The organism is Methanosarcina sp. (assembly GCF_035390745.1).
In the GTDB taxonomy this organism is placed as follows: domain Archaea; phylum Halobacteriota; class Methanosarcinia; order Methanosarcinales; family Methanosarcinaceae; genus Methanosarcina.
Window position 1 is genome coordinate 1 of the sequence record NZ_DAOOUJ010000015.1, and the last position, 21,676, is coordinate 21,676.

Below are 21,676 nucleotides of genomic sequence, written 5' to 3' on the forward strand. Positions count from 1 at the left end.
ATTATATAAAAACACATAGAGAAGAGCTTGTCTAACGCTTAACCGATGACGCATGAAGGGCTAATGCGTATAAAGACTGCATAGCTCTGTCATACATTGTGGGAATACCTAAGGGACGTTTCTTCTTCTTACCAGGTTTATCGATGAAGACTCTTTTAAGAGGTTTTGCTTTGTATCTTTTACCAGTGAGACTAAGGGCAGCTTTTATCTTGGAGTCAGGTGTTAACCATTTCTCGCCATCGATTCCGGATGTCCTTTTTCCTTTATTTTGGGTGACTCTTCTTACTGCCAGAAGTTTGGCGAAGTAGGAATGAGTTAATAGATACTGTAATCTCTTGACAAGGTTCCATTTGTTTTGTAAGACTGCTTTTGTAATTCGGGTTTGCAACTTATTAACGCTCTTCTCTACTTGATACCAGTTGATACTTTTCCATTTCTGGGAAAGGTGAGCGTCTGTAAGCTTCTTATCCTGGAGGGATATCGTTGAAATACTTACATTCAAAAGTTTGCCTCCTTTCATACAATAGAACACCATCAGTAAGTCGGCATCCTTTCGGATCGAGGCAAAGTTTGAACCCCTATCCAATCAATTACAGATTGGCATTCGCTTTTTACTGAATCCTCTACCCTCTATGTCATTGATTCCCTTCACAGGGTCTCTACCTTCTTTTTTTTTTTAATTACAAAAGGAGCATATAGGGTTTACCAAGTTTTATGTCCTAAATAATGCAAATGCTTTAGAAGCCATCTATAGACCGGAAAGCGTCTGTCCATTTTCTGCGATGTCTGTAACACCATCGCAGCCTGCTTTCATACCGTTTGGTTCAAGCGTATCAGTCTAATTTCGCTTGTCAAAAGTCACGACCCGTACAATGGTTCAACATATGTTTCTTCATGGCATTTTTACCCTAGCAGATGACCCAAATTAGACTTTCAGGCTTCTCCACATTGTCTTACGAGCTTAGCACATCTGCATTGCTACTGATGCACCTCATAATAGGGTTACCCCAAATGGAAAGGGTAGCACAAGGCAATTTATGACATAACTTCTTGTCGCACTTACAGAACTTTCGCTACACTGCCACATAAAAACTACTCTCATCCTGGGTGACGAATAAATGGTTAGGATTCAGGAATCTTTTTTTTGATTTCAGCAATAAATTCGTTTGTTAATGCCTGATTTCGCCTTTTTGATTGAGGTCTACATGTAATTCTACTAAACCCTAAATTTTTAATAATTTGTCTCATTCTTGATTTGGAATAAGATATTCCAAATTTTTCTCTGACAAATTGAATTGCATCTTTTGTTTGCCAACCACGAGAAAAGCCATCGTCTGTTGGTATTGGCTCTGATAATGCTTTCCTCAACTCAAAAACTTGTTCTGCAGTTAAAAAAGACTTTACTCCTCGACCAGGTTTACATTTAAGGTTGTACAAACCTTCTTCTTCAGCTCGTTTCATCCAACGGTGAACTGTTGAACGGTGAACTGAAAAATCCTCTGCAACTTTAGCTGGACTCAGACCATTTTTAACCAACAATAACGCTTGAAGCCTCAACTGCTCATTCTTATCACATGAACGACATATAGCCATGGCAATATCGGATGTCGTAAACATTTCCAAACTCATAACTAACTTAATATTATCAAATCAGATATATAAATGTTGCATTATATAGAGGGATGACTATAATTGACTAAGCTTTGTTAAATAGTTTATAATTATCTAACTTTACTTACAAATAGTATAAAGAACAAATTGTTTAAGAATGTTGGAAAAAATATGGGTAATGGGCATGAGTTATTGAAAACCATATCCATAAGAATCTCTTTAAATTTCTCTCAAATACAGAGGATATACTTGCTTTTTCGGAATTGATCAATAACTTATGGACACGACCAAAATATGATAAGAGTAATTAATAAAACTCGGGGGGAAATATGAAAAACATTAATTTATTTATTAAAGTAATAACTGAAAAGAAATATAACTGCCAGCCGATTATTAAAAAAAAACAACTAAATCTGAATCCTTCAAAATTTATTCTCACATAACTTCAGCTTTTTTTTTAATTTTCATTCTTTTGACTATGTCAGATATAGCAGGTGCAACTAACTATTATGTGGCGCCTGAAGGCAACAACAATGACACCGGTTTAAGTCCTGAACATGCATGGGCGACCCCGTCTTATGCTGTTCAGAAAGTCATTGCTGGAGATAATATATGTCTTTTAGATGGAATATGGTATAGTGAGAACATTGTATCTACTAATAGTGGCACCCAAAATAATCCAATCACAATAAGAGCATATAACGGAACTCCAGTACTTGACGGTTTAGATTATAAAACAGGTGGCGTTGCAATTAATTTAAGCAACACTAGTTATTGGATTGTGGATGGGATATCTTTTAAGAATTACGAAAACGGTATTTATCTTAAAAATAGTAAAGAGTGCAAAGTTAATAACTGTACATTCGACTTTATGTATTGGACATCTGTAAGCTTTATAGACACAAAAAATTCGTCAATGGATAACAATAAAATCTCACGTATGCGATGGAACTCTATACAAATTTCTGGGACAAAAGTAGCAACAGAAAATATTCACATCACAAATAACAATATAGGTTGTGGATTAGAGCATGGACTGACAGATCTTATGTACAACTTTACAACCATATTTATCGAAAACAATACCTACCATGATTCAATATGGCCTGCTATATACTCGCATCAAACAACCGTCGATGGGTACAACAATTCAGGATATGTATATATAAAAAACAATACCTGCTATAATGTGAGTTTTGGCATACATCTCGATGATCCAACTAACAATTCAATAATAGAGAATAATACTATATATAACATATATTCACCTAATTCTTCAAATCGTCATATAAAGATAACTGACCCCACATCAAATGTAACAATTTCTAATAACAACATATGGGGAGATGCTTATGCATATCAAATGCAATTGAACGTCTTGGACTCTTTAGTAACTAATAACAATGTTACTGCCATAGATAACGATACAGAGTACAGGTTTTTAAACGGCAACAATAAATTACAAAATGCTAGAATACACGAAAAAACAAAATATAAAGTTTATGTAGATAAGGATGGACTTGATATCGAATATACAGATGGTACAGTATTCACTGCAAATGGGATCAGTGCAAGATATTATCCATATAAAAGCAACTTCACCTGTTCATCTGGCAGTAAGGTTATACAAACATATAACATAAAATTGAAACCTTCATGCGGATATATAGACGGAGTTGCAGTTAATAATTATGATTTGATAAATGATACATACAAAATCACAATGGGCTCGTCCTTTGTGGAAAACCCTACATGGATAAACATAACAGTGAATGAATCAAATAAGATATACGACATCTATATGGACAGTGAGTATTGTGGAAAAGGAGAAAGCAACTCAAAAAGTATTTTAAAGTGGAAATATAACGGTACGTGGAATACAAATCACACATTCATGTTCCAACCCAGCACTGAACAACCAGATACAGATGGCTTGTGCACAATTTCTGGTTATATTAGAGAAACAAACTGTTCTTCAATATCAAATGTTTCCGTATCTAATAATATCACACCTGAAGTAGTCTTAACAGATACTAACGGATACTACGAATTTACTGTACCGTCAAATTCAAAATTAACAATTAATGCTTCAAAAGAAGGGTATAATTCTAGTTCGATATGTTTGAATGTTTGTAAGATTAACATTTCAAACGCAAACATAATCTTAACTCAAAAAGAAAACAAGGACCAAGTAATAACACCAGAAGCAATCATTGAGATCACATCACGGATTCAGATTATTGAACCGAAAAAATCCTTTGATCTCAGCATCAAGGTTGATCCTTCAACTCCAATCTCCGGCACCCAGCTTGACTTTGTGTTCAACAGCTCAAAAACTTCAGTCAATAATGTAACAGAAGGGGACCTTCTCAAACAGGGCGGAGCTTATACAATATTCAGCAAAGGAACTATCAACAACAGCGCCGGAACAGTCAAAAACATTTACGGCTTCATCCTGGGTACATCAAACGTATCTTCACCCGGCACGATGGCAACCGTTAACCTTACTGCAGGAAGCAAAACGGGATTTGCAGAGTTCAGCCTCTCAAATGTGCTTATCAGTGATGCAGACTCAAAATCAGTTCCGTATACTGTTACAAACGCAACCGTGCTGATAGACACTGCTCCGGTAATGAGTACGATTTGCTGCCCCAAATCGGTTGACGAAAAGAGCACCCTGACCTTCAAAGTAAGTGCTAAGGATGCAGACGGAGACCGCCTCGTTCTTTCAGCATCAGGGCTTCCTCAAGGTGCCAGCTTCAACAAAACTTCCGGAAACTTTACATGGACACCGGCTGTAGGGCAGGCTGGAGTTTATACATTGACATTTGAAGTAAGCGACGGATATCTCACAGATTCCGAGAATGTCACTGTAACAGTAAACAAACTGAATAACCCGCCAGTCATCAGTTCTTTCCAGCCCATTAACGGGTCGTCCTTCAGTGAAGGGGAAAGAATAGGAATTTCAGTAAACGCATCTGATGCAGAAGGACAGGCTCTGAACTACTCAATCAGAATCGACGGAGTGGTATGCAGTACCGGCACGGAATATATCTGGGAAACCGACTATTCCAGCAGCGGAAACCACACTATAGAAGTGGTTGTAAGCGACGGAATTGACGAAGTCAAAGTTCAGCACACGATTTACATAAGCGAGTGCCGCCCGCGCTGGGACGTCAATGAAGACGGCGTGGTAAATATCCTGGACGTAACAAACGTCAGCAAGAACTACGGAGCAACTGTAAGCAAGCCTTACCCGCGCTACGACGTTAATCAGGACGGTGCTGTCAATATACTTGACCTCACTCTGGTCGGAAACCACTTTGGAGAACTTGTAAAGTAAAAGAAATGAAAGGATCGGCGCAGGCATAATTTCCTGTGCCAGTCCACTGATTTACTTTCATAATAAAAAAGATTAAGCTTCGATGCTCAATACAAATCTGAGGGGGTTAAGGTATTGAGTAAAAAACAAATTAAAAAGTAAAATTGAAACCTGTTAAAAAACAAGATGGGAGTGGGATAAATGAGAAAGATTATCGTTAGTTTAATTGCATTAATTGCGGTTCTTGCCTTTTTAAGCTCAACTGCAGCAGCGGCATCAAAAGTATCACTTCAGCCGTCATCCAAAAGTGTTTATGCAGGGGAAAATATCACACTGAACGTTGTCGTAACCCCGGATACACAGATCTCAGGAATACAGTTCGACCTTGAATATGACGGTTCATTATTCCAGGTAGCAGGTGTAACTGAAGGAAACTTATTCAGCCAGAGCGGTCAGAACACGCTTTTCAGCCCTGGACAGACAGGAAACGGGACCCTTAAAAACGTATACGGCTGTATTCTTGGAAGTTCCAGCGTTTCAACTCCCGGGACCTTTGCAACCATTACTCTGGCTTCAAACTCCGGGGTGAAGGGTACTTCGCAGTTCTATCTGAAAAACGTAACTATAAGCAGCTCTGCATCAAAGCCTGTGGATGTAAGGCTGGTAAACACGAGCATTACAGTCTCAGAGCCTAAAAGACCGAGAGGAATACTGAGCTCGTTAATCGAAAGCCTTCTGGGCTAAGTTCTGAAGAATCGATTCTTCAGATTTTTCAATTTTCATTTTTTTGAAATACCTTAAATTTTCCAAAAGATTCAAGTTTCCAGGGCTTTCGAATTTTTCTTTTTTAACCTTTCACAGCCTTCCAGGAAGTAAAATTCCTGCAACGCAGAAAACAGAAGTCAATAGAAACATTGCATAGGTCGCCTGTTTTTCATTTAACCTGTAATAGTAAGGCAAAACCCACTTTAAAGTAAGATTATTGGGAACTTCCAGAGTGCCGTCTTCCCTGATTTTTCCAAATTTAACATGAGGATACTTTTTGATTTTCCAGTAGACATACATAAGGAAATTAATCGTGTGCGGGATGAGCATAACAAAGCCGCTTATGATAAAGCCCTGGATAACAATAATAGCCCCGATTGCAGCCCCTACAGTAAGCGACCCGACATTCCCCCAGAAAATTTTAGCAGGGTACCGCTCATAGAAGTAAAAACCCAGAGTAGCTCCGGTGATAGCGACAACAGAGATTATGTTTTCTATATCGTTTATCATAACCGATTTGATAATCAACGAGACCAGAACTATTATAGCCAGTCCTGAAGAAAGCCCATTATATCCGGAATGCATATTAACAAGGTTTGACGCCACCAGCACATATGTAGGGACAATTAACTGCAGATAAATTATTCCGAGTTCGAGATCTCCAACGCTTGGAAGGGTAACCGCAGTGTGGGTTGCGTACTGGATAAGCGGATAAGAACAGTAATACATTATCAAAAACTTGGATGCCCTGCCGATATTGATCATATCGTCAAGAATACCGAATAACCCGAAAAGTGCAATAACAATCATTGCGACATAATTTGTGGACGTGAACTTGAAAAAGAGTGAGTTCATGGAAAGGGAAAGCATTGCAATCAAAAGAATTGCAGTCCCCCCGCGGTCTGCTACGGTTGGAAGGCCTTTTTTGTAAACGTCCTTTGCTACAATATTATTTTCGGTCAGCTTCCGGATAAAGTACGGCATTGATACCGCAGTTATTATTAACGGAACAAGGAAATTGCTTGTAAGCATAATATTTTGAATAAATGAAACAGAATTCAATATCATTTTTTACTTGCCCTCACCGCTTCTTTTCATGTTTTATCTGACGCGAAAATAAAGTCTGCATTTAAACTCGAAACATTTTAAGCATAATTATAGAAAATACTTATCGAAAATATTTATCATAATATATCCAGTCTGGATGCGCAGAATCGCATAACAGCTTTGAGTGGATTAAAAAATATAAGTATTCTAAGAGAAACTTTGAAAACCTCCATTTTAAAGAAGATGCAGTTAAACAATCCTAAACAGTTCTCATTATACATATTGATTTCGATGCACGGAGAAGACATCCACATAAAAGGACAAGGCTAGATGCCCACAGGTTACTTAGAAAATATTTTCCGACTACTGCGCATATTTCAGAGACATATAAACAGAAAGAAATGGTTATCACAATTAAACTTAAAAATAACCCGGAAACCTCTTATTAGATCAATGCTGAAAATAGTAAAAGATACTTAAATCAAAGATGGAAAAGTTAAGAATTATTTCTTACTACCCGAAGATTAAGTTCCAGCAACCAATTTATGGATAATATAAACAGTTCTGATCTATAAAGCAGGAAACTCACAAGATAAATAAGAAGCACTGTTCGAATATTACTGCTAATTGTTTGTTAAAACAAAGCCTTTAAATCCCGTACATGCAATAACCCTTAGAGATAAAATGGTAAAACTTGAAAAATCCCGTTTTTTTATTGTAATTACTGTCTTATATGCGATTATGGTTTTTTACCTCTCAGTTAGTTCCCAGATAGGAGATCTAAAACATTTTCTGAAATTCGGCCTTGGCTACCCGCTTAGAAACGTTCTTGTCGCCAACGACATGTCATCCATATCGAAATTCATGATCGATTGTCTGCACGCTGTCCAGGAAGCATCCTTAGACCCGGGGCATATAGGGATATATTTCGGATTTGGAGTTCTTCTGTATTTTGTATTTTTAACTTCAAAAACCCCTGCACTTGTAAGATATTCGGCAGTCTGTGCAATATTCATCGGAACCTCTTACGGCATATTGAACGAAATATTCCAGAGCTTCCTTTCTTACCGTACTGCAAGTGTTGCAGATGCCGTTTCAAACCTCATAGGGCTGGTGCTTGCACAGATTTTCGTAATCATTTTTGTGCTTGCATTAAAAATGGTTCTGGATAAAAAAAAGAGTGTTGAAGGGCCAGTAGATTAAAAAAATAGAAAAAAAGGCAAAAAATTAAAAAATGAGGAAAAAACCCTGAATAGTTGTAAGAGAAAAGGAAAGCTTTTGCTTTCCTCTGTTTAACTTTCCTCTACTTTTTTCCTTCCCATTTCAAAAGCCCTTACATTAATCTCAATCGTTTTTTGCGGCACAAGTGCCTTTACACCCTCAAGGAGAGCCTCTTTCGGAATTGGCAAATAGCTGGAGACCGCCCCGACCATTGCCACGTTCATTGCAAGCCTGTTCCCGGCTTCATAAGCAAGCTCATCCGCATTAAAGGCTTTAACCACATATTTTTCAGAAAGAACGTCAAGGATTTCCTGAACATCAGGGTACTTTGCAATGCCTGAAGTAACGGTCACAGGGATTATTGGCTGCGTGTTTACTATAATTACTCCGCCGTCTTTCAGGAAATCGAGGTACCGGACTGCTTCCATGGGCTCCAGGGCAAGCATGATATCTGCGCCCTTTTTAGGAATCATTGACCCAAGGTCAGTCCCGAGTCTTATATGGTTTACAACCGAACCTCCGCGCTGTGCCATGCCGTGAGTCTCTGCTGCCCGGATAGGAAGCCCTGAAATAACTGCGGCTTTTCCAATAATATCAGATGCAAGGATTGCACCCTGTCCGCCGACTCCTGTGATAAGGAGATCGATTTTTTTCTCTCCTGTTGCCCCGCTCATCTCTTCACCTCCCTGATAGCTTCAAACTTGCAGATCTGAGCACATACCCCGCACCCGCTGCAGAGGGAAGTAATTACAGCACACTTATTATCCTCATCAAATTCGATTGCAGGACAGCCGAATTTAATGCACTGCTTGCAGCCTTCACACTTTTCAGGATCAACAGTGTACGGGACCCTTCTGATCCCTGCCCTTTTACCTGAAATCACACAGGGCTGCCTTGCAATAACCACTGCTGTTCCTTCAAAGTCCTTTGCAGCTTTGAAAGCTTCCTGAGTCTCTTCAAGCTTGTAGGGATCAACGACAGTTACCGACCCGACTCCCATAGCCCGGCAGAGTTCGGCAAGTGAAACCTCGACAGTAGGTTCTCCTGTAACTGTATAGCCAACTCCAGGATTTGGCTGGTGACCTGTCATAGCAGTTATGCGGTTGTCAAGAATGGTGACAGTGATATTGGCTTTATTGAAAACCGCGTTCAGGAGAGAGTTCATACCTGTGTGGAAAAAGGTAGAGTCTCCTATGGAACAGCAAATTGGGCGCTTTTCCCCTGCATGATAAAGTCCGGAAGCTATGCTTATGCTTGAACCCATACAGAGCGTGGTCTCAACAGTTCCGCTCTGGATTCCAAGAGTGTAACAGCCGATGTCACTCGGGTAGATAGCATCTTTTCCAAAAACCTTTTTCATAGAATAGAAAGTTGCTCTATGAGAACAGCCAGCACAGAGAGCAGGCGGACGCGGGGCAAGTTCAAGGGAGATTTTTTCAGATTCAGGCTCGATTTCCAGGTCAAAAGCTTTCTTCAGGGCATCAAGGAAAGAATTTATGTCCAGCTCCCCTTCCCGCGAAACAAAACCACCTGTTTTCCCTAGAATGGAAACTTGAAGCCCCGACTCCTGTGCAACCATCTTTACCTGCTCTTCTACAATTGGCTCGAGCTCCTCAAAAATGAGAACTGTATCAACAGTGCTCAGCAGTTCCAGAATAAGCTTTTTCGGAACAGGATAGGTTCCTATTTTAAGGAAAGAAGCCTCAAGTTCAAGTTCCTGCAGAGCCTCTTTTGCATAAACGGATGCAATGCCTGCACCTATTACCCCGAGCTTTGCCCCGGGTTTGATTTCAAGAGAGTTCCATGGAGATTCCGCAAGCGCATCCTCCATTGGCTGCTGGATGGAAAGAATATGAGTATGGCGTGGACGTGCATTCTTGGGCAGCATAACCCAGCGGTCGAGAAGTTTTTCGAAATGTGGAGCTGCTTTTTTTACAGGGATTTCTCCGAGCTCAATATCCGACTTTCCATGTGAGATACGGGTAGTCGGCCTGAAAATTACAGGGATTTCGAACCTTTCCGAAAACTCAAAAGCATAGGGAAGCATGTCTTTGGCTTCCTGAGGGGTTGAAGGGTCAAAACAGGGAACAAGGGCAAACTGGGCATAGCGCCTTGTGTCCTGCTCATTCTGGGACGAGTGGCAGGAAGGATCATCGGCAACGATTGCGATCAGCCCGCCTTTTGTGCCTGCATAAGCAAGAGTCATGAAAGGGTCGGCTGCAACATTTAAGCCGACGTGCTTCATTGTCACGGCAGACCTGACCCCTGCCCAGGCAGCTCCGACTGCAACTTCCATTGCGACCTTTTCATTGACCGACCATTCTATGTGATAATCGCGGTCCTTGCGGGAAGCAAGCGTGTCTATAATCTCCGAAGAAGGAGTCCCGGGATAGCCTGCGATAACCTGCAAGCCGCCTTCAAGAAGCCCACGGGCAATAGCCACGTTTCCAAGCATATACTCACGCGTTTTCATAATCAAGATCTCCATATGCTAAACAATAAAATACAACTCTAATAACAGTTTAAATTCAGATATCTGTTAATCAGTGTTAATAAATCAGAAGTCAAGGAAAAGACAGCTCCGGTAAACAAAACCTGCTGTCTGCAAATTAAGTAAACTTTTGCTTTATTCAAATAACACGATCAATAATATACTTTCGGATAATTGCCAGAGAATTACTCCAGCAGGATCAGGTAAAGTACAGACATAAAGCCAAGCATATGGAAGGAAGCTCTGGAATAAACCTTGAAAAAAATATTAGCTTGCTTCAGGTAATTGGAAAAAAATTAGATTTGAGCCGCAAGTACATGGCTGGGTCCAGATACTGGGTTAAGACAGCAGAGGGGTTAAGACTACCATACGACCCCAACTTGATGCATCAAAAAGAAAGGGATGCAGGAGGAGAAAAATACTTCTCAACTGCCAAGAGCCTGTAAACAGTAAATAGATCAATGAATCAATGAACTGACTTTTCCAGAAACTCTGCAAGCTTTGCAATCCCTTCAAGTTCAATATCGAATTCTGCACCTTTCAGGGACGCCTTGAAAAGCTCACGGTCTGCAGGAATTACCGCGGCAACTTTTGAAGAATCAACCGCTTCAAGAAGCTCACCTTTAATATCTTCTTCGACCTTATTCAGCACAAAGAAAACCCTGTTTCCGGCCTGTTCTCCGAGTTCGTCGAACTTTTTGGACAACTTGAGGGATTCAAAGGAAGGGTCAATAACGACAAGGATCGTGTCAAAGTCTTTTGCAACTCCTCGCCCGAAGTGTTCCACACCTGCTTCCGTGTCCACGATAACGATATCATTTTCTGCGAGGTCAAGGTTTTCCAGAAACTCTCTGGTAAGGACACCCATGGGGCAGGCGCAGCCTTCTCCGAACTCGTGGATCTTGCCAATTGCCATGAGCTTTATCTGTCCCTTTTCTTTCACGAATTCCGAAGGCAGATCGGTAAAGCTCCACCGCTCTTCAAAAAAGCGGGACTTCTGCTGGCCTGCGGCAGCTCCTGGAACTGCAAGCCCGCCGAGAGAGGCAGTCTTCGGAGCTCTCTGCTTTTGCTTGAAACCCTGTTTTCCACCGAAGTACTCCATAAGGTCTCTTGGAGCCTCAAGCCCGAGCTGGCCGTGCAGCCCGTAGTTGGATTCATCGGTGTCGAGCACAAGCACGTTCTTTGTTTTTGCCATCTGCTTTGCAAGGAGCGCAGAAATGGTGCTCTTCCCGCTTCCGCCTTTTCCGCATACTGCGATTTTCATATAGAGTTCACCTGCTTCAGTAATTAATCCTGCAGGATTAAAAGTACTTCCTTTAAGTTGTTTTTTGAACGTGAATGAAAAAAAATCTCTCAGAAAGAACGTCGTGAGAACTAAACATAGATTCTTCACATAATAAAATAACGATAATAAGTGATGGATTAAAGTTCAAAAGGAAAATAGCCAAAAATAAAAGAAAAAGTCTAAAGCATTGGTCACAGGTTAAGGAATTTTTACCCAATCAAAGTTGCGCTGGCGCCCCCCGCTTCAAGTAAAGGAGCAGGTTCACGCCACCGCTCCAGAGATGTTCCTTTGCAATAAGCTATTAATTAATATTTATCGGTTAGATTATCGGAGCCTCACTGTCATTTATTGGTTGAAGCGCTATTCCATTAGACCCGGTATAGTATGTAATATTATACTCATAATCAGATTCCAGTGTATCCTGTCCAGCATAATACCAGTTAAGAGATGGATATGTTAGGACGTATTCATCATAATTACCTGAAGGAGCTGTAACTGTGCTGGTTTGCCAAGAAGGAACATTTACCTTGAAGACGGTTTCTTTGGACTCTAAATTTGTCCAGGCTACCAGAATATCTACTCCAAGTTCATTATTTATATGAAGAACCGCTCCACCTGCATAATTTGGAACATAATCTTCAATCCTGTATCCTCCTATAAACTGCCCGTAGGCATAAGGTGAGTTTCCAACAGGTACAGTAGATTCAACAGTTCTGGTGGATGTGTTAATTATAGAGGTGGTATTACTGCCCCAGTTTACAACGCATACTTTTGTTCCATCAGGGGTGATTGCAATTCCTTCGGGATTACTATCTACGTCCACCGTGGCTGTAACAGTATTTGTTGTTGTGTTAATTACAGAAACAGTGTTATCATAATTGTTCGCCACATACAGCTCCGTTCCCTCCGGATTGATTACGACTCCTCCAGGAACGTTTCCTACAGGCACGCTGGCTATAACCGTATTGCTTGTTGTATTAATTCTAGAAACATCGTTACTGATACCATTTGTCACATACACCTCAGTCCCGTCAGGAGTGACTGCAATCCCTAGAGGACCGGTTCCCACGGGAACCGTGGCTATAACAGTGTTTGTCGCAGTGTCAATTACGGAAGTAGTGTTTCCAAAGTAGTTAGTCACATATACCTTTGCCCCTTCAGGTGTGACTGCAACCCCTATAGGACGCGATCCTACACTTACAGTATCAGTAACATTGTTGGTTGATGTATTAATTATGGAAACAGTATCATCGAAATTATTTGCCACATAGATCTTTGATCCGTCAGGGCTGACTGCAACCATGCAGGGATATGCTCCGACACCTACCGTAGACGTGACAGTATTGGCGGTAGTGTTAATAATGGAAATATTGTTACTGTCCTGATTTGCAACATATACCTTTGTTCCATCTGGACTGACTGCAACCCCATAAGGACTGAGTCCTACGGGTACTGTAGCAATAACAGTGCTTGTTGCTATGTCAATTACAGAAACAGTGTTATCTCCATAATTTGCAATATATGCAAAAGGTGATGCGCCTGTAACACTTACTGGCATAATAAGTGCCAGAACAATTACTCCTAAAACAGTTACGAAATACCCTTTTCTTACACTTTCACATGCTATTTCTTTCATTTTAACCCCCCTATCTGGTTAATTATCAGTAAAAAAGTTATCAATAAAAAATAACTGAAAAAAATACAAGTAATCATATAATTTAAATTAATATGTAAATGTTTCCATTTAAAAGAATATATTGCAATATATAATTAATACTTGTATAATATGAGTAATACTAAAACTCAAGATTACATTCTCGAGTATCGAATTAAAAATAATTAGTTGAGTTCCTGATCACGAAAATGGTTCTAAAATTTATGAAGTTGGAAATAAAATCAGTTTTAAAACCCAGAATTTAATCCGTGACTCTCAATTTTCGTGCCTCAGAACTCATAAGAAACTAAAATTGAGTGCCTCAAACATATAGATTATTTGATACAGATGAAGCTGTAGAGTAGACATTATTGCAGACCCAAAAAGCTAAAAGGTGACTGTTTTTTCGTTAAACTTTTTGAAAATTTAATTATCAGTAAGTTCTGATAACTATTATCCATTTACCCAGGCTTTTTTTAAATAAAAAGAGTCGCCGTAAATTTCAACAAAGTTGTTATAATAGAATCTCCAATTATAATATCTTTTTGCAGGTGAGTACCAAATGACGATTACAGAGAATCAACTCGATGAATGGGTACGTGGCAATGCACGTGATGCTCAGAGCGTGATTGTTGAACTAGTCTGGCGTCTCGTTGCTGCATCGTCACCTAAACCTAAAGAACGGCGCTTTCCACTCGGCGACAGTATAGGACAGCATGGTCCTGACGGAATATTGGATGTGGATTTTCCGTTCTATCCATTCGTGCCCGAAGGAAGGTCTTTTTGGGAAATTGGTACCAACTTGGATGCTCATAAAAAGGCCACTTCTGATTATACTTCCCTTGTTAAAGTGACACCTGAAAATATTCGAAAGGAATCGGTATTCGTGTTCGTGACACCTCTTTCAGGGAGACGTGGTTGGGAGCACACATGGGATGAAGACGCACAAGCTGAATGGCTAGAAAAGCGCCGGAAACAGAATGATTGGCGGGACGTTTGCGTCATCGATGGTACTAAGCTGATCGATTGGCTTCATCAATTTCCCTCTGTAGAGCTATGGCTTGCAAAAACCATGAATAAGTATATTGACAAAGTTGATACTCTCAATAACCACTGGGATTCGCTAAAAACAATTGGTGAACCCCCTCTGCTCACACCTCATGTATTCCTAATAAACAGAAATTCTGCGTGTGCTAAGCTCAAAGAAGTATTTGACGGAAATTTAGTGCAACTCAAGTTAAACACTTATTTTCCGGATCAGGTGGTTAACTTCGTTTCTGCATACGTGGCAAACATGGACGAAGAAAGCCAATTGGATATTATCAGTCGCAGTCTTGTAATCTCAGGTTCAGATACATGGAATACGGTAGTTACCCAACAACGTGAAAAGCATTTTTTAGTTGCAGACTTTGATCTGGATCTAGCTGAAGGATCCGGGACTATAATGCTTGAGAGAGCTCGAAGAGCTGGACATGCTGTTATCTTCGGTGGTATTCCGGGGGGTATCCCCCACCCTAATTGCGAATCGATACCAAATCCAAATATATATCAAGTCAAAGAAGCTTTGGAAGAGGCAGGTTATAATGAGGAACGTGCTAGGATTCTAGCACAAAAGAGTGGGGGAGATTTAAATTCTTTGCTTAGATGTCTTCAGAACCTCTCTTTGATGCCAGAATGGGCTCAAAAAACACCAGCTGCAGAACTTGCTATCGCAGAACTTTTAGGATCTTGGAACGAAAATTCAAATGCTGATCTTGGTGCCGTGGAAGCGATATCGGGAAACTCCTATGGGGAGTGGGTAGGAAAGATGCGTGATGTTGCGCTTCTTCCAGGCACTCCCCTAACTCAAAGGGATGGAATCTGGAAGTTTGTTGCACGATATGAAGGATGGTATACTTTAGGTTCAAGGATATATGATGAGCATTTGGATAGATTATTAAAAGTAGCAATAAATGTCTTGAGTGAGAAGGACCCAAAGTTTGAGCTGCCTCAAGAAGAAAGATATGCAGCATCTGTTTATGGAAAGGTACTATCACATTCAAACTCACTGCGAAAAGGCCTTGCTGAGAGTCTGGCTCTTTTGGGTAGTCATCCCAATGCACTAATATCATGTTCATATAACAAGGCTGAAACAACAGCAATGCTTGCAGTTCGCGAAATTTTGGGAAGAGCAGATTGGGTGCAATGGGCTAGCTTAAATGATTTATTACCTCTATTGGCAGAAGCTGCTCCAACAGAGTTTTTAGATGCAGTTGACAATGCTTTAAGTAGTACATCTTGCCCTTTTGATGAGTTATTTGCTCAAGAGAGCTCTGGAGCAATGGGTGCTACTTACATGAGCGGACTGCTATGGGCATTGGAAACACTGGCATGGGATGAGGAACTTCTAACTCGTGTAGTGATGATCTTGGGTGAGCTGGCTGCACGGGATCCCGGTGGAAACTGGAGTAATCGTCCAGCAAACTCCCTAACAACGATTCTGCTTCCATGGTTGCCGCAGACATGTGCGTCAATTGACAAAAGGGAAAGATCCGTTTCAACCCTTCTTGACGAACTCCCAGATACGGGATGGTCACTTCTTCTGAGCCTTCTTCCTCAGTCCCATCGGGTTTCTAGTGGCTCTCGTAGACCATCGTGGGCTATGATAATTCCAGAGAACTGGTCTAAAGAAGTAACTCTATCTGAATACTGGGAGCAAAGCACCTTCTATGCGAAGCTTGCGATAGATTTCGCTAAAAGCGATTCTACAAAGCTCATTGAACTAATTAATCGCTTAGATGACCTACCCCTTCCGGTGTTTGAACAACTCTTAGTACACCTAGAGTCAGAGTCAGTCATGGTAATGCCTATCGATGATAGACTTCGGCTATGGACCGAACTTTTAGATCTGGTTAATAAACATCGAAAATTTGTCGATGCTAAATGGGCAATGAAACCAGAACAGGTGGATAAGATTGCAGCCATCGCTGAAAAGTTGATCCCAGACGAACCAGAATATCGTCACCAGCGTCTCTTCAGTGAACGAGATTTTGATTTATATGAAGATAAAGGGAATTATACAGATCAACGAATGAAGCTGGAAACACGTCGCCAAATAGCTGTCGAAGAGATAGCAACTAAAGGAGGAACACATGCGGTTCTCGACTTCGCTTCAGCTGTTCAGTCTCCTTGGCGTGTGGGCATAACTTTTGGAGTTATTTCAGACACGGACGTTGATGAAACAATTCTTCCGGACTTGCTTGATACAGAGCAAAAATCGCTTGTTCAGTTTGCTGGTGGGTTTGTATGGGGGCGGTTCCGTAGTAAGGGATGGCAGTGGGCTGAAGAAATTGATACTTCTCAATGGTCATCTGTACAAATAGGACAGTTTCTTACTTACTTACCATTTGCTCCTGAAGCTTGGAAATTATCTGGACAACTTCTTGGAGAGGATGAGTTACTCTATTGGACAAAAACAAACGCAAATCCATATGATACTGATAAAAATCTTGAAATGGCTATTGATTCATTGGTCAAACATGGGAGGCCATTTGCAGCAATGCGCTGCTTATACAAAATGCAAAATGAAAAGCAGTCTTTTAACAATAAAAGAGCTGTTAGCGTATTACTTGCAGCACTTGAGTCTTCTGAAAATTCTCATATGATGGATCAATACGAGATAGTGGAAATAATAAAAGTACTACAGGATGATCCAGAAACAGATAATGAAGACCTATATAGAGTTGAATGGGCATATTTACCACTTCTTGAGCACTACAATGATGCTTATCCAAAGTATTTGGAGAGTCGATTGGCGAATGAACCGAGATTCTTCTGCGAGATGATTAGGCTCGTTTTCAGGTCGAAGAAGGAAGAGCGAACAAGTGAAGAGCCAAAAGAGCAAGCAAAGAGTGTAGCAACTAATGCATATCATCTGCTGAGTGAGTGGAGGACACCTCCTGGTTGTCTGCAAGATGGAAGTTATGATGAGAGCGCATTCACTGTCTGGCTGGAAGAAGTCAAGAAAGAGTGTCTCGAAACAGGGCACTTTGAAATTGCAATGTCAATGGTAGGTCAAATGCTTATCTATGCCCCTGCAGATCCAGATGGATTATGGATTCACCAATCCGTAGCCAAAGAATTAAACGCAAAAGATGTGGATGCTATGAGGAGGGGATTTAGTACAGGACTTTTCAATTCTCGTGGAGTACACGGTTTCAGTAATGGAAAAGAAGAGCGAGAACTCGCTAGTAAGTATAGATCACAGGCTGAAGATGTTGATAAGAGTGGCTTCTATCGTTTAGCAGCTACACTTCGAGAATTAGCAACATCTTACGAGCATGAAGCTAAGAGAAACTCTTCTACAAACCCTTTCGAGGATTGAAGTGCATTAGGTTCGGTTTGTAGTAATTAAACATCTGCAATATTATTTGTAACACCACATTTTGTGAATCTAACCTATTTTAGAGTACTCCAAGGTCAATAATCAATAATAAACAGTAAAGTTTAATTAATGTAGTGTAGGAACTTCTTTAAATTCGTTTGTTAAAATCCTCTTATTTGTATAATTTTTGAGGAGGGCTTGAGTGCAATCAATTGAAAACTTATGTAAAGCACGAAATACTATCTTTGATCGAAATAGAAGAGACATAGTTCTTGATATATCAGACATATTAGAGGATAAAATAGATCCCTATACTTTTTTTGAGGAAAATTATCTTACTGAAGGTATGAGACTACTCTTTAAAGAAGCTTTCAGAAGATTTTCAAATGAGTCCGATTCTTCTGTTTTTAAATTAACTCAAGCAATGGGTGGAGGTAAAACTCATTGTATGATTGGCCTTGCTCTCCTGGCAAAAAACCCTTCTCTTAGAGAAAAAGTGATGGGTGAAGGGTTTGCAGGCAATGCTCCTGATTCGATAAAAGTTGTTGCGTTCAATGGACGAGAAAGTGATGCTCCATATGGGATTTGGGGATCTATTGCTGAACAATTAGGAAAAAAAGAACTTTTTAAAGACTACTACACACCGTTGCAAGCACCAGGGAAAACTGCGTGGGTCAACCTGCTAAAAGGTGAAAAGCTCTTAATTCTTCTTGACGAGCTTCCTCCTTATTTCGAGAACGCTAAATCCAAGACAATAGGTAACACCGATCTTTCGGTTGTTACAAAAACAGCACTTTCAAATCTTCTTGTTGCAATTGGGAGTAAAGAACTCTCACAGGTCTGCATAGTACTCTCAGATCTGAAGGCTACATATGAAAGTGGAAGCCAGCAAATAAATCAGGCATTGCACGACTTCGAAAACGAAGTCCACAGGGGTGCAGTTAATCTAGAACCTGTCGGACTCAATACTGATGAAGTATATCAAATTCTAAAAAAGCGTATCTTTTCCAAACTTCCGGATAATGATACCATCCTTTCAATTGCAAGGGACTATGGGGATGTTATAAAAATAGCAGGGCAAATGGATTTGACACATGTATCGCCTGAAAAGTTTGTCCAGCAAGTACGGGAGTCTTACCCATTCCATCCGGCAATAAAAGATTTGTATGCACGTTTCAGAGAGAATCCTGGGTTTCAGCAGACACGTGGACTTATTCGTTTCATGCGGGTGCTTGTCTCTCATCTTTATGAGGACGGAGGAGCTAAGAACGCTGTTCTGATTCATCCTCATATGATTGATTTGAATCATCCTGAGATGGTTTCAGAAATCAATCTCATCAACCCTACACTTGGAAATGCGATCAGCCATGATATTGCGTCAGATGGGAATTCTGTTTCAGAGATGGAAGACCTGAAACGCTGTGGATCTGACTGCCAAGATGTTTGTAAGTTAGTTTTGATGGCTTCCCTTGCAAATATTGAAAATTCTGTTCTGGGTCTGACTGCCTCTGAGATTATAACTGATATTGCAGCTCCAGGAAGGAACCTTACCACACTTCCTGATTCTATTTCTACTCTGGAAAGTCAGCTTTGCTGGTACCTACATCGTGCAAACGATGGCAAGGTATACTTTAAGAATACAGAAAACCTTGTAGCGAGACTTAGGTCACTTGCCGAGTCATATGGCAGGGAAGCGGCACTGAAGGAAGTAAAAGAATTTTTACAAACCATTTTTACTCCCGAGATAAAAGACTGCTATCAGGAATTCCAAATCCTCCCGGCTGTAGATGAAATCACAATTTCTCAGGATAAAGTAAAACTGATATTATACGAGCCCTATGGTGGGGACTTGCATCCACATCTTCAAGAGTTTTATAATTCACTGGATTATAAAAACCGTGTTTGTTTCCTATCCGGCCAGAGGGATACAATGAATAATTTGATTTCAGTCGGTAGGGAGTACAAAGCTATTCATTCTATTCTAAGGGAGATGGATAGTAAAGGTGTAAGGGCCGACGACACACAAAGGATCATTGCCCAAGATTTAAGAGACAATATTGTGCACCGTCTATTAAGTGCTTCTCGCGAGACATTTACTCGTCTTCATTATCCGCACAACGATGATCTTCGTGTTGCAGATCTAACAATGAATTTTGAAGGAAACAAGTGCCGTGGGGAGGAGTTGATAAAAACTACTCTTACAGATAAACAGAAATTCACCCAAGAAGTTGATGGGGACACCTTCAGGAAAAAGTGTGAGCAGCGTCTATTTACACAGCAGACAATGCAGTGGTCTGAGATAAAGAAACGTGCAGCAATTCTTACCAAGTGGCAATGGCATCACCCTAATGCCCTTGACAATTTAAAAGATGAAATGTTAAGAAAGGAGCAGTGGAGAATGGACGGTGGATATGTTGATAAAGGACCTTTCCCCGCACCTTCCACAGCAGTTCAGGTAATGGAATGGAACAGAAATGACGATACTGGAGAAGTTACCTTAAAGGTGATCCCTGTAAACGGAAATACTATCTATTATGACACCGGCGGAGAAGCAACGTCTGCTTCTGCCAAAGTTGATGATTTTCAGAACTTTGTAACAAATGATATGCGCGTTTCATTCCTTTGTGTAGATTCAAAAGGCGTTCATGAAAAAGGAGCAGTATATACATGGTCTAATTCAGTTACTTTGAAGAAAAAAGTATTCGGGAATGGTGAAAAGAAGACCGTCGAATTGAAAGCGGCTCCAGTTAACGCTACAATTAAATATACAACCGATGGTTCTAATCCAAAGAATGCCGGTGGGATATATTCCGGTCCCTTCGATGTGGATAGATCTGTCAGGGTTGTCCTCGCCTTTGCTGAGAAGGAAGGAGTTGAGTCAGAGGTACTGAAGATTGATATAGACTGGGGAAAGACCAATCCAGGTCTGAAACTGGACGAACCAGTCTCATGGAAGCGTTCTCATAGCAAAAAATCCACAAAAGATTCATTTGATTTTACGGGACTTTTGAAAAAGCATCATGCTCATGTTCCTGCAGCAAGAATATCAGTTATTGGAAAGAGCTGGGTAGATTTAAGTGTTGATTCGGCAATTGAGCTTTCAGGTGAACAAATTGAAAAACTAATAGAGTCTCTGAGGGAGATCTATTCTGATGGACAGGTTTCAATTGATGCACCAAGCATTAAATTTGTAAAAGGTCAGGATCTAAAAGATTTCGCGGACGCCGAAAAAACGGATATTAACATGGATGAGGTAAGTCAGTGAGTCGAGATAATACTCAGGTAGAAGGCTTTGGATTTAAACCAGCTGAGTCTGAACATTATTTTCTGGTATCAATTTCTTCCCAGACAGGAGATGTGCAGATATCTGAGCACATGTCCTGGGATAAAGAAATGTGGAAAGGAAAAGTCCATGCAGTAAAGGATGAGAAGGATGAACGTTTGCGTGTAGTTCTCCCGAGAGTGAAATGGGATGGCATTTCGGACGCTGTATCTGCAGAATTTAACCGTCGCCTGAAGACCATGGGATATAAGAAAGGTAGCTGGAAGGCCCGAGGCCTAACACCTATTTCACGCCTTTTTGGAAAAGAGCTTGTACTTTTAGCCTGGGCTATTGAAGACACAGACCCAGGCAGGATTCCTGCAGCAGTTGCAAACTGGCTTGGACTTTTGCCTGAAGAAAGGTGGTGGCTTTACACAATGACAAATGCTGCTACCGGACAGGCTCTCAGGGGAAGAAATATCGGCTGGAGAGCAGCAGTACGGTTTGCTCTTTGTGATAATCCGATTGCACCTAGTAAAGCAGAGCAGAGAGTCGGGCTCATTGCAAGTCTAGATGATGAAGGAAAGAGCGTTGATCAAGAGAAGAAACGCCAGGGTAATTTACTTGATTTTTAAAGATGTTTTAAAGTCATAAT

The 21,676-nt window shown here is 40.6% G+C and carries 13 protein-coding genes and 2 pseudogenes; 8 read left to right on the forward strand and 7 right to left on the reverse strand.

Going from position 1 to position 21,676, the window contains the following annotated elements; genetic code table 11:
* Positions 1 to 31: 31 nt before the first annotated feature.
* The gene (locus PLL47_RS05705) at positions 32 to 520 is read right to left on the reverse strand and encodes a reverse transcriptase N-terminal domain-containing protein (protein WP_324445240.1); all 489 of its coding nucleotides are present in this window, start codon (positions 518 to 520) and stop codon (positions 32 to 34) included.
* Between the two features lie 562 nt (positions 521 to 1,082).
* A pseudogene (locus PLL47_RS05710) lies at positions 1,083 to 1,629 on the reverse strand (IS630 family transposase); the annotation flags it as partial.
* A gap of 460 nt (positions 1,630 to 2,089) precedes the next feature.
* Here PLL47_RS05710 and PLL47_RS14960 point away from each other — a divergent pair.
* The 3 genes and pseudogenes from PLL47_RS14960 to PLL47_RS05720 form a co-directional block, all read left to right on the forward strand.
* Positions 2,090 to 2,656: pseudogene (locus tag PLL47_RS14960) on the forward strand (right-handed parallel beta-helix repeat-containing protein); the annotation flags it as partial.
* Between the two features lie 333 nt (positions 2,657 to 2,989).
* The gene (locus tag PLL47_RS05715; RefSeq protein WP_324445241.1) at positions 2,990 to 4,954 is read left to right on the forward strand and encodes a putative Ig domain-containing protein; all 1,965 of its coding nucleotides are present in this window, start codon (positions 2,990 to 2,992) and stop codon (positions 4,952 to 4,954) included.
* Between the two features lie 180 nt (positions 4,955 to 5,134).
* Positions 5,135 to 5,677 (forward strand): cohesin domain-containing protein, encoded by a 543-nt coding sequence (locus PLL47_RS05720; protein WP_324445242.1) that lies wholly within the window; start codon positions 5,135 to 5,137, stop codon positions 5,675 to 5,677.
* A 111-nt stretch (positions 5,678 to 5,788) separates the two neighbouring features.
* Here the strand turns inward: PLL47_RS05720 and PLL47_RS05725 are convergent, their stop codons facing one another.
* On the reverse strand, positions 5,789 to 6,730 hold the full coding sequence (locus PLL47_RS05725; RefSeq protein WP_324445243.1) for an MraY family glycosyltransferase: 942 nt from the start codon (positions 6,728 to 6,730) through the stop codon (positions 5,789 to 5,791).
* A gap of 642 nt (positions 6,731 to 7,372) precedes the next feature.
* Here PLL47_RS05725 and PLL47_RS05730 point away from each other — a divergent pair.
* Positions 7,373 to 7,948: a VanZ family protein gene (locus PLL47_RS05730; protein ID WP_324445244.1), complete on the forward strand. Its 576-nt coding sequence runs from the start codon at positions 7,373 to 7,375 to the stop codon at positions 7,946 to 7,948.
* A gap of 89 nt (positions 7,949 to 8,037) precedes the next feature.
* On the opposite strand, the gene PLL47_RS05735 is transcribed toward PLL47_RS05730, so the two are convergent.
* Both PLL47_RS05735 and iorA read right to left on the reverse strand, forming a co-directional pair.
* On the reverse strand, positions 8,038 to 8,640 hold the full coding sequence (locus PLL47_RS05735; RefSeq protein ID WP_324445245.1) for an indolepyruvate oxidoreductase subunit beta: 603 nt from the start codon (positions 8,638 to 8,640) through the stop codon (positions 8,038 to 8,040).
* On the reverse strand, positions 8,637 to 10,439 hold the full coding sequence (iorA, locus tag PLL47_RS05740) for an indolepyruvate ferredoxin oxidoreductase subunit alpha (protein WP_324445246.1): 1,803 nt from the start codon (positions 10,437 to 10,439) through the stop codon (positions 8,637 to 8,639). The genes PLL47_RS05735 and iorA overlap by 4 nt, the downstream gene beginning before the upstream one ends.
* A 248-nt stretch (positions 10,440 to 10,687) precedes the next feature.
* Here iorA and PLL47_RS05745 point away from each other — a divergent pair, with 248 nt between their 5' ends.
* Positions 10,688 to 10,903: a hypothetical protein gene (locus PLL47_RS05745; protein ID WP_324445247.1), complete on the forward strand. Its 216-nt coding sequence runs from the start codon at positions 10,688 to 10,690 to the stop codon at positions 10,901 to 10,903.
* A gap of 20 nt (positions 10,904 to 10,923) precedes the next feature.
* Here the strand turns inward: PLL47_RS05745 and PLL47_RS05750 are convergent, their stop codons facing one another.
* Both PLL47_RS05750 and PLL47_RS05755 read right to left on the reverse strand, forming a co-directional pair.
* Positions 10,924 to 11,721: an ATP-binding protein gene (locus PLL47_RS05750; protein WP_324445248.1), complete on the reverse strand. Its 798-nt coding sequence runs from the start codon at positions 11,719 to 11,721 to the stop codon at positions 10,924 to 10,926.
* 340 nt (positions 11,722 to 12,061) lie between these two features.
* Positions 12,062 to 13,378, reverse strand: a complete 1,317-nt coding sequence (locus PLL47_RS05755; protein WP_324445249.1) for a YVTN family beta-propeller repeat protein — start codon at positions 13,376 to 13,378, stop codon at positions 12,062 to 12,064.
* A gap of 580 nt (positions 13,379 to 13,958) precedes the next feature.
* On the opposite strand from PLL47_RS05755, the gene PLL47_RS05760 reads away from it, so the two are divergent.
* The 3 genes from PLL47_RS05760 to PLL47_RS05770 all read left to right on the forward strand — a co-directional run bounded on the left by PLL47_RS05760 (position 13,959) and on the right by PLL47_RS05770 (position 21,656).
* Complete coding sequence (locus PLL47_RS05760) at positions 13,959 to 17,759, forward strand: hypothetical protein (RefSeq protein WP_324445250.1); 3,801 nt, start codon at positions 13,959 to 13,961, stop codon at positions 17,757 to 17,759.
* A gap of 202 nt (positions 17,760 to 17,961) precedes the next feature.
* Positions 17,962 to 21,024, forward strand: a complete 3,063-nt coding sequence (locus tag PLL47_RS05765) for a DUF499 family protein (protein ID WP_324445251.1) — start codon at positions 17,962 to 17,964, stop codon at positions 21,022 to 21,024.
* The gene (locus PLL47_RS05770) at positions 21,021 to 21,656 is read left to right on the forward strand and encodes a DUF3780 domain-containing protein (RefSeq protein WP_324445252.1); all 636 of its coding nucleotides are present in this window, start codon (positions 21,021 to 21,023) and stop codon (positions 21,654 to 21,656) included. Before PLL47_RS05765 ends, PLL47_RS05770 begins: the two co-directional genes overlap by 4 nt.
* The last annotated feature ends 20 nt before the right edge of the window (positions 21,657 to 21,676 follow it).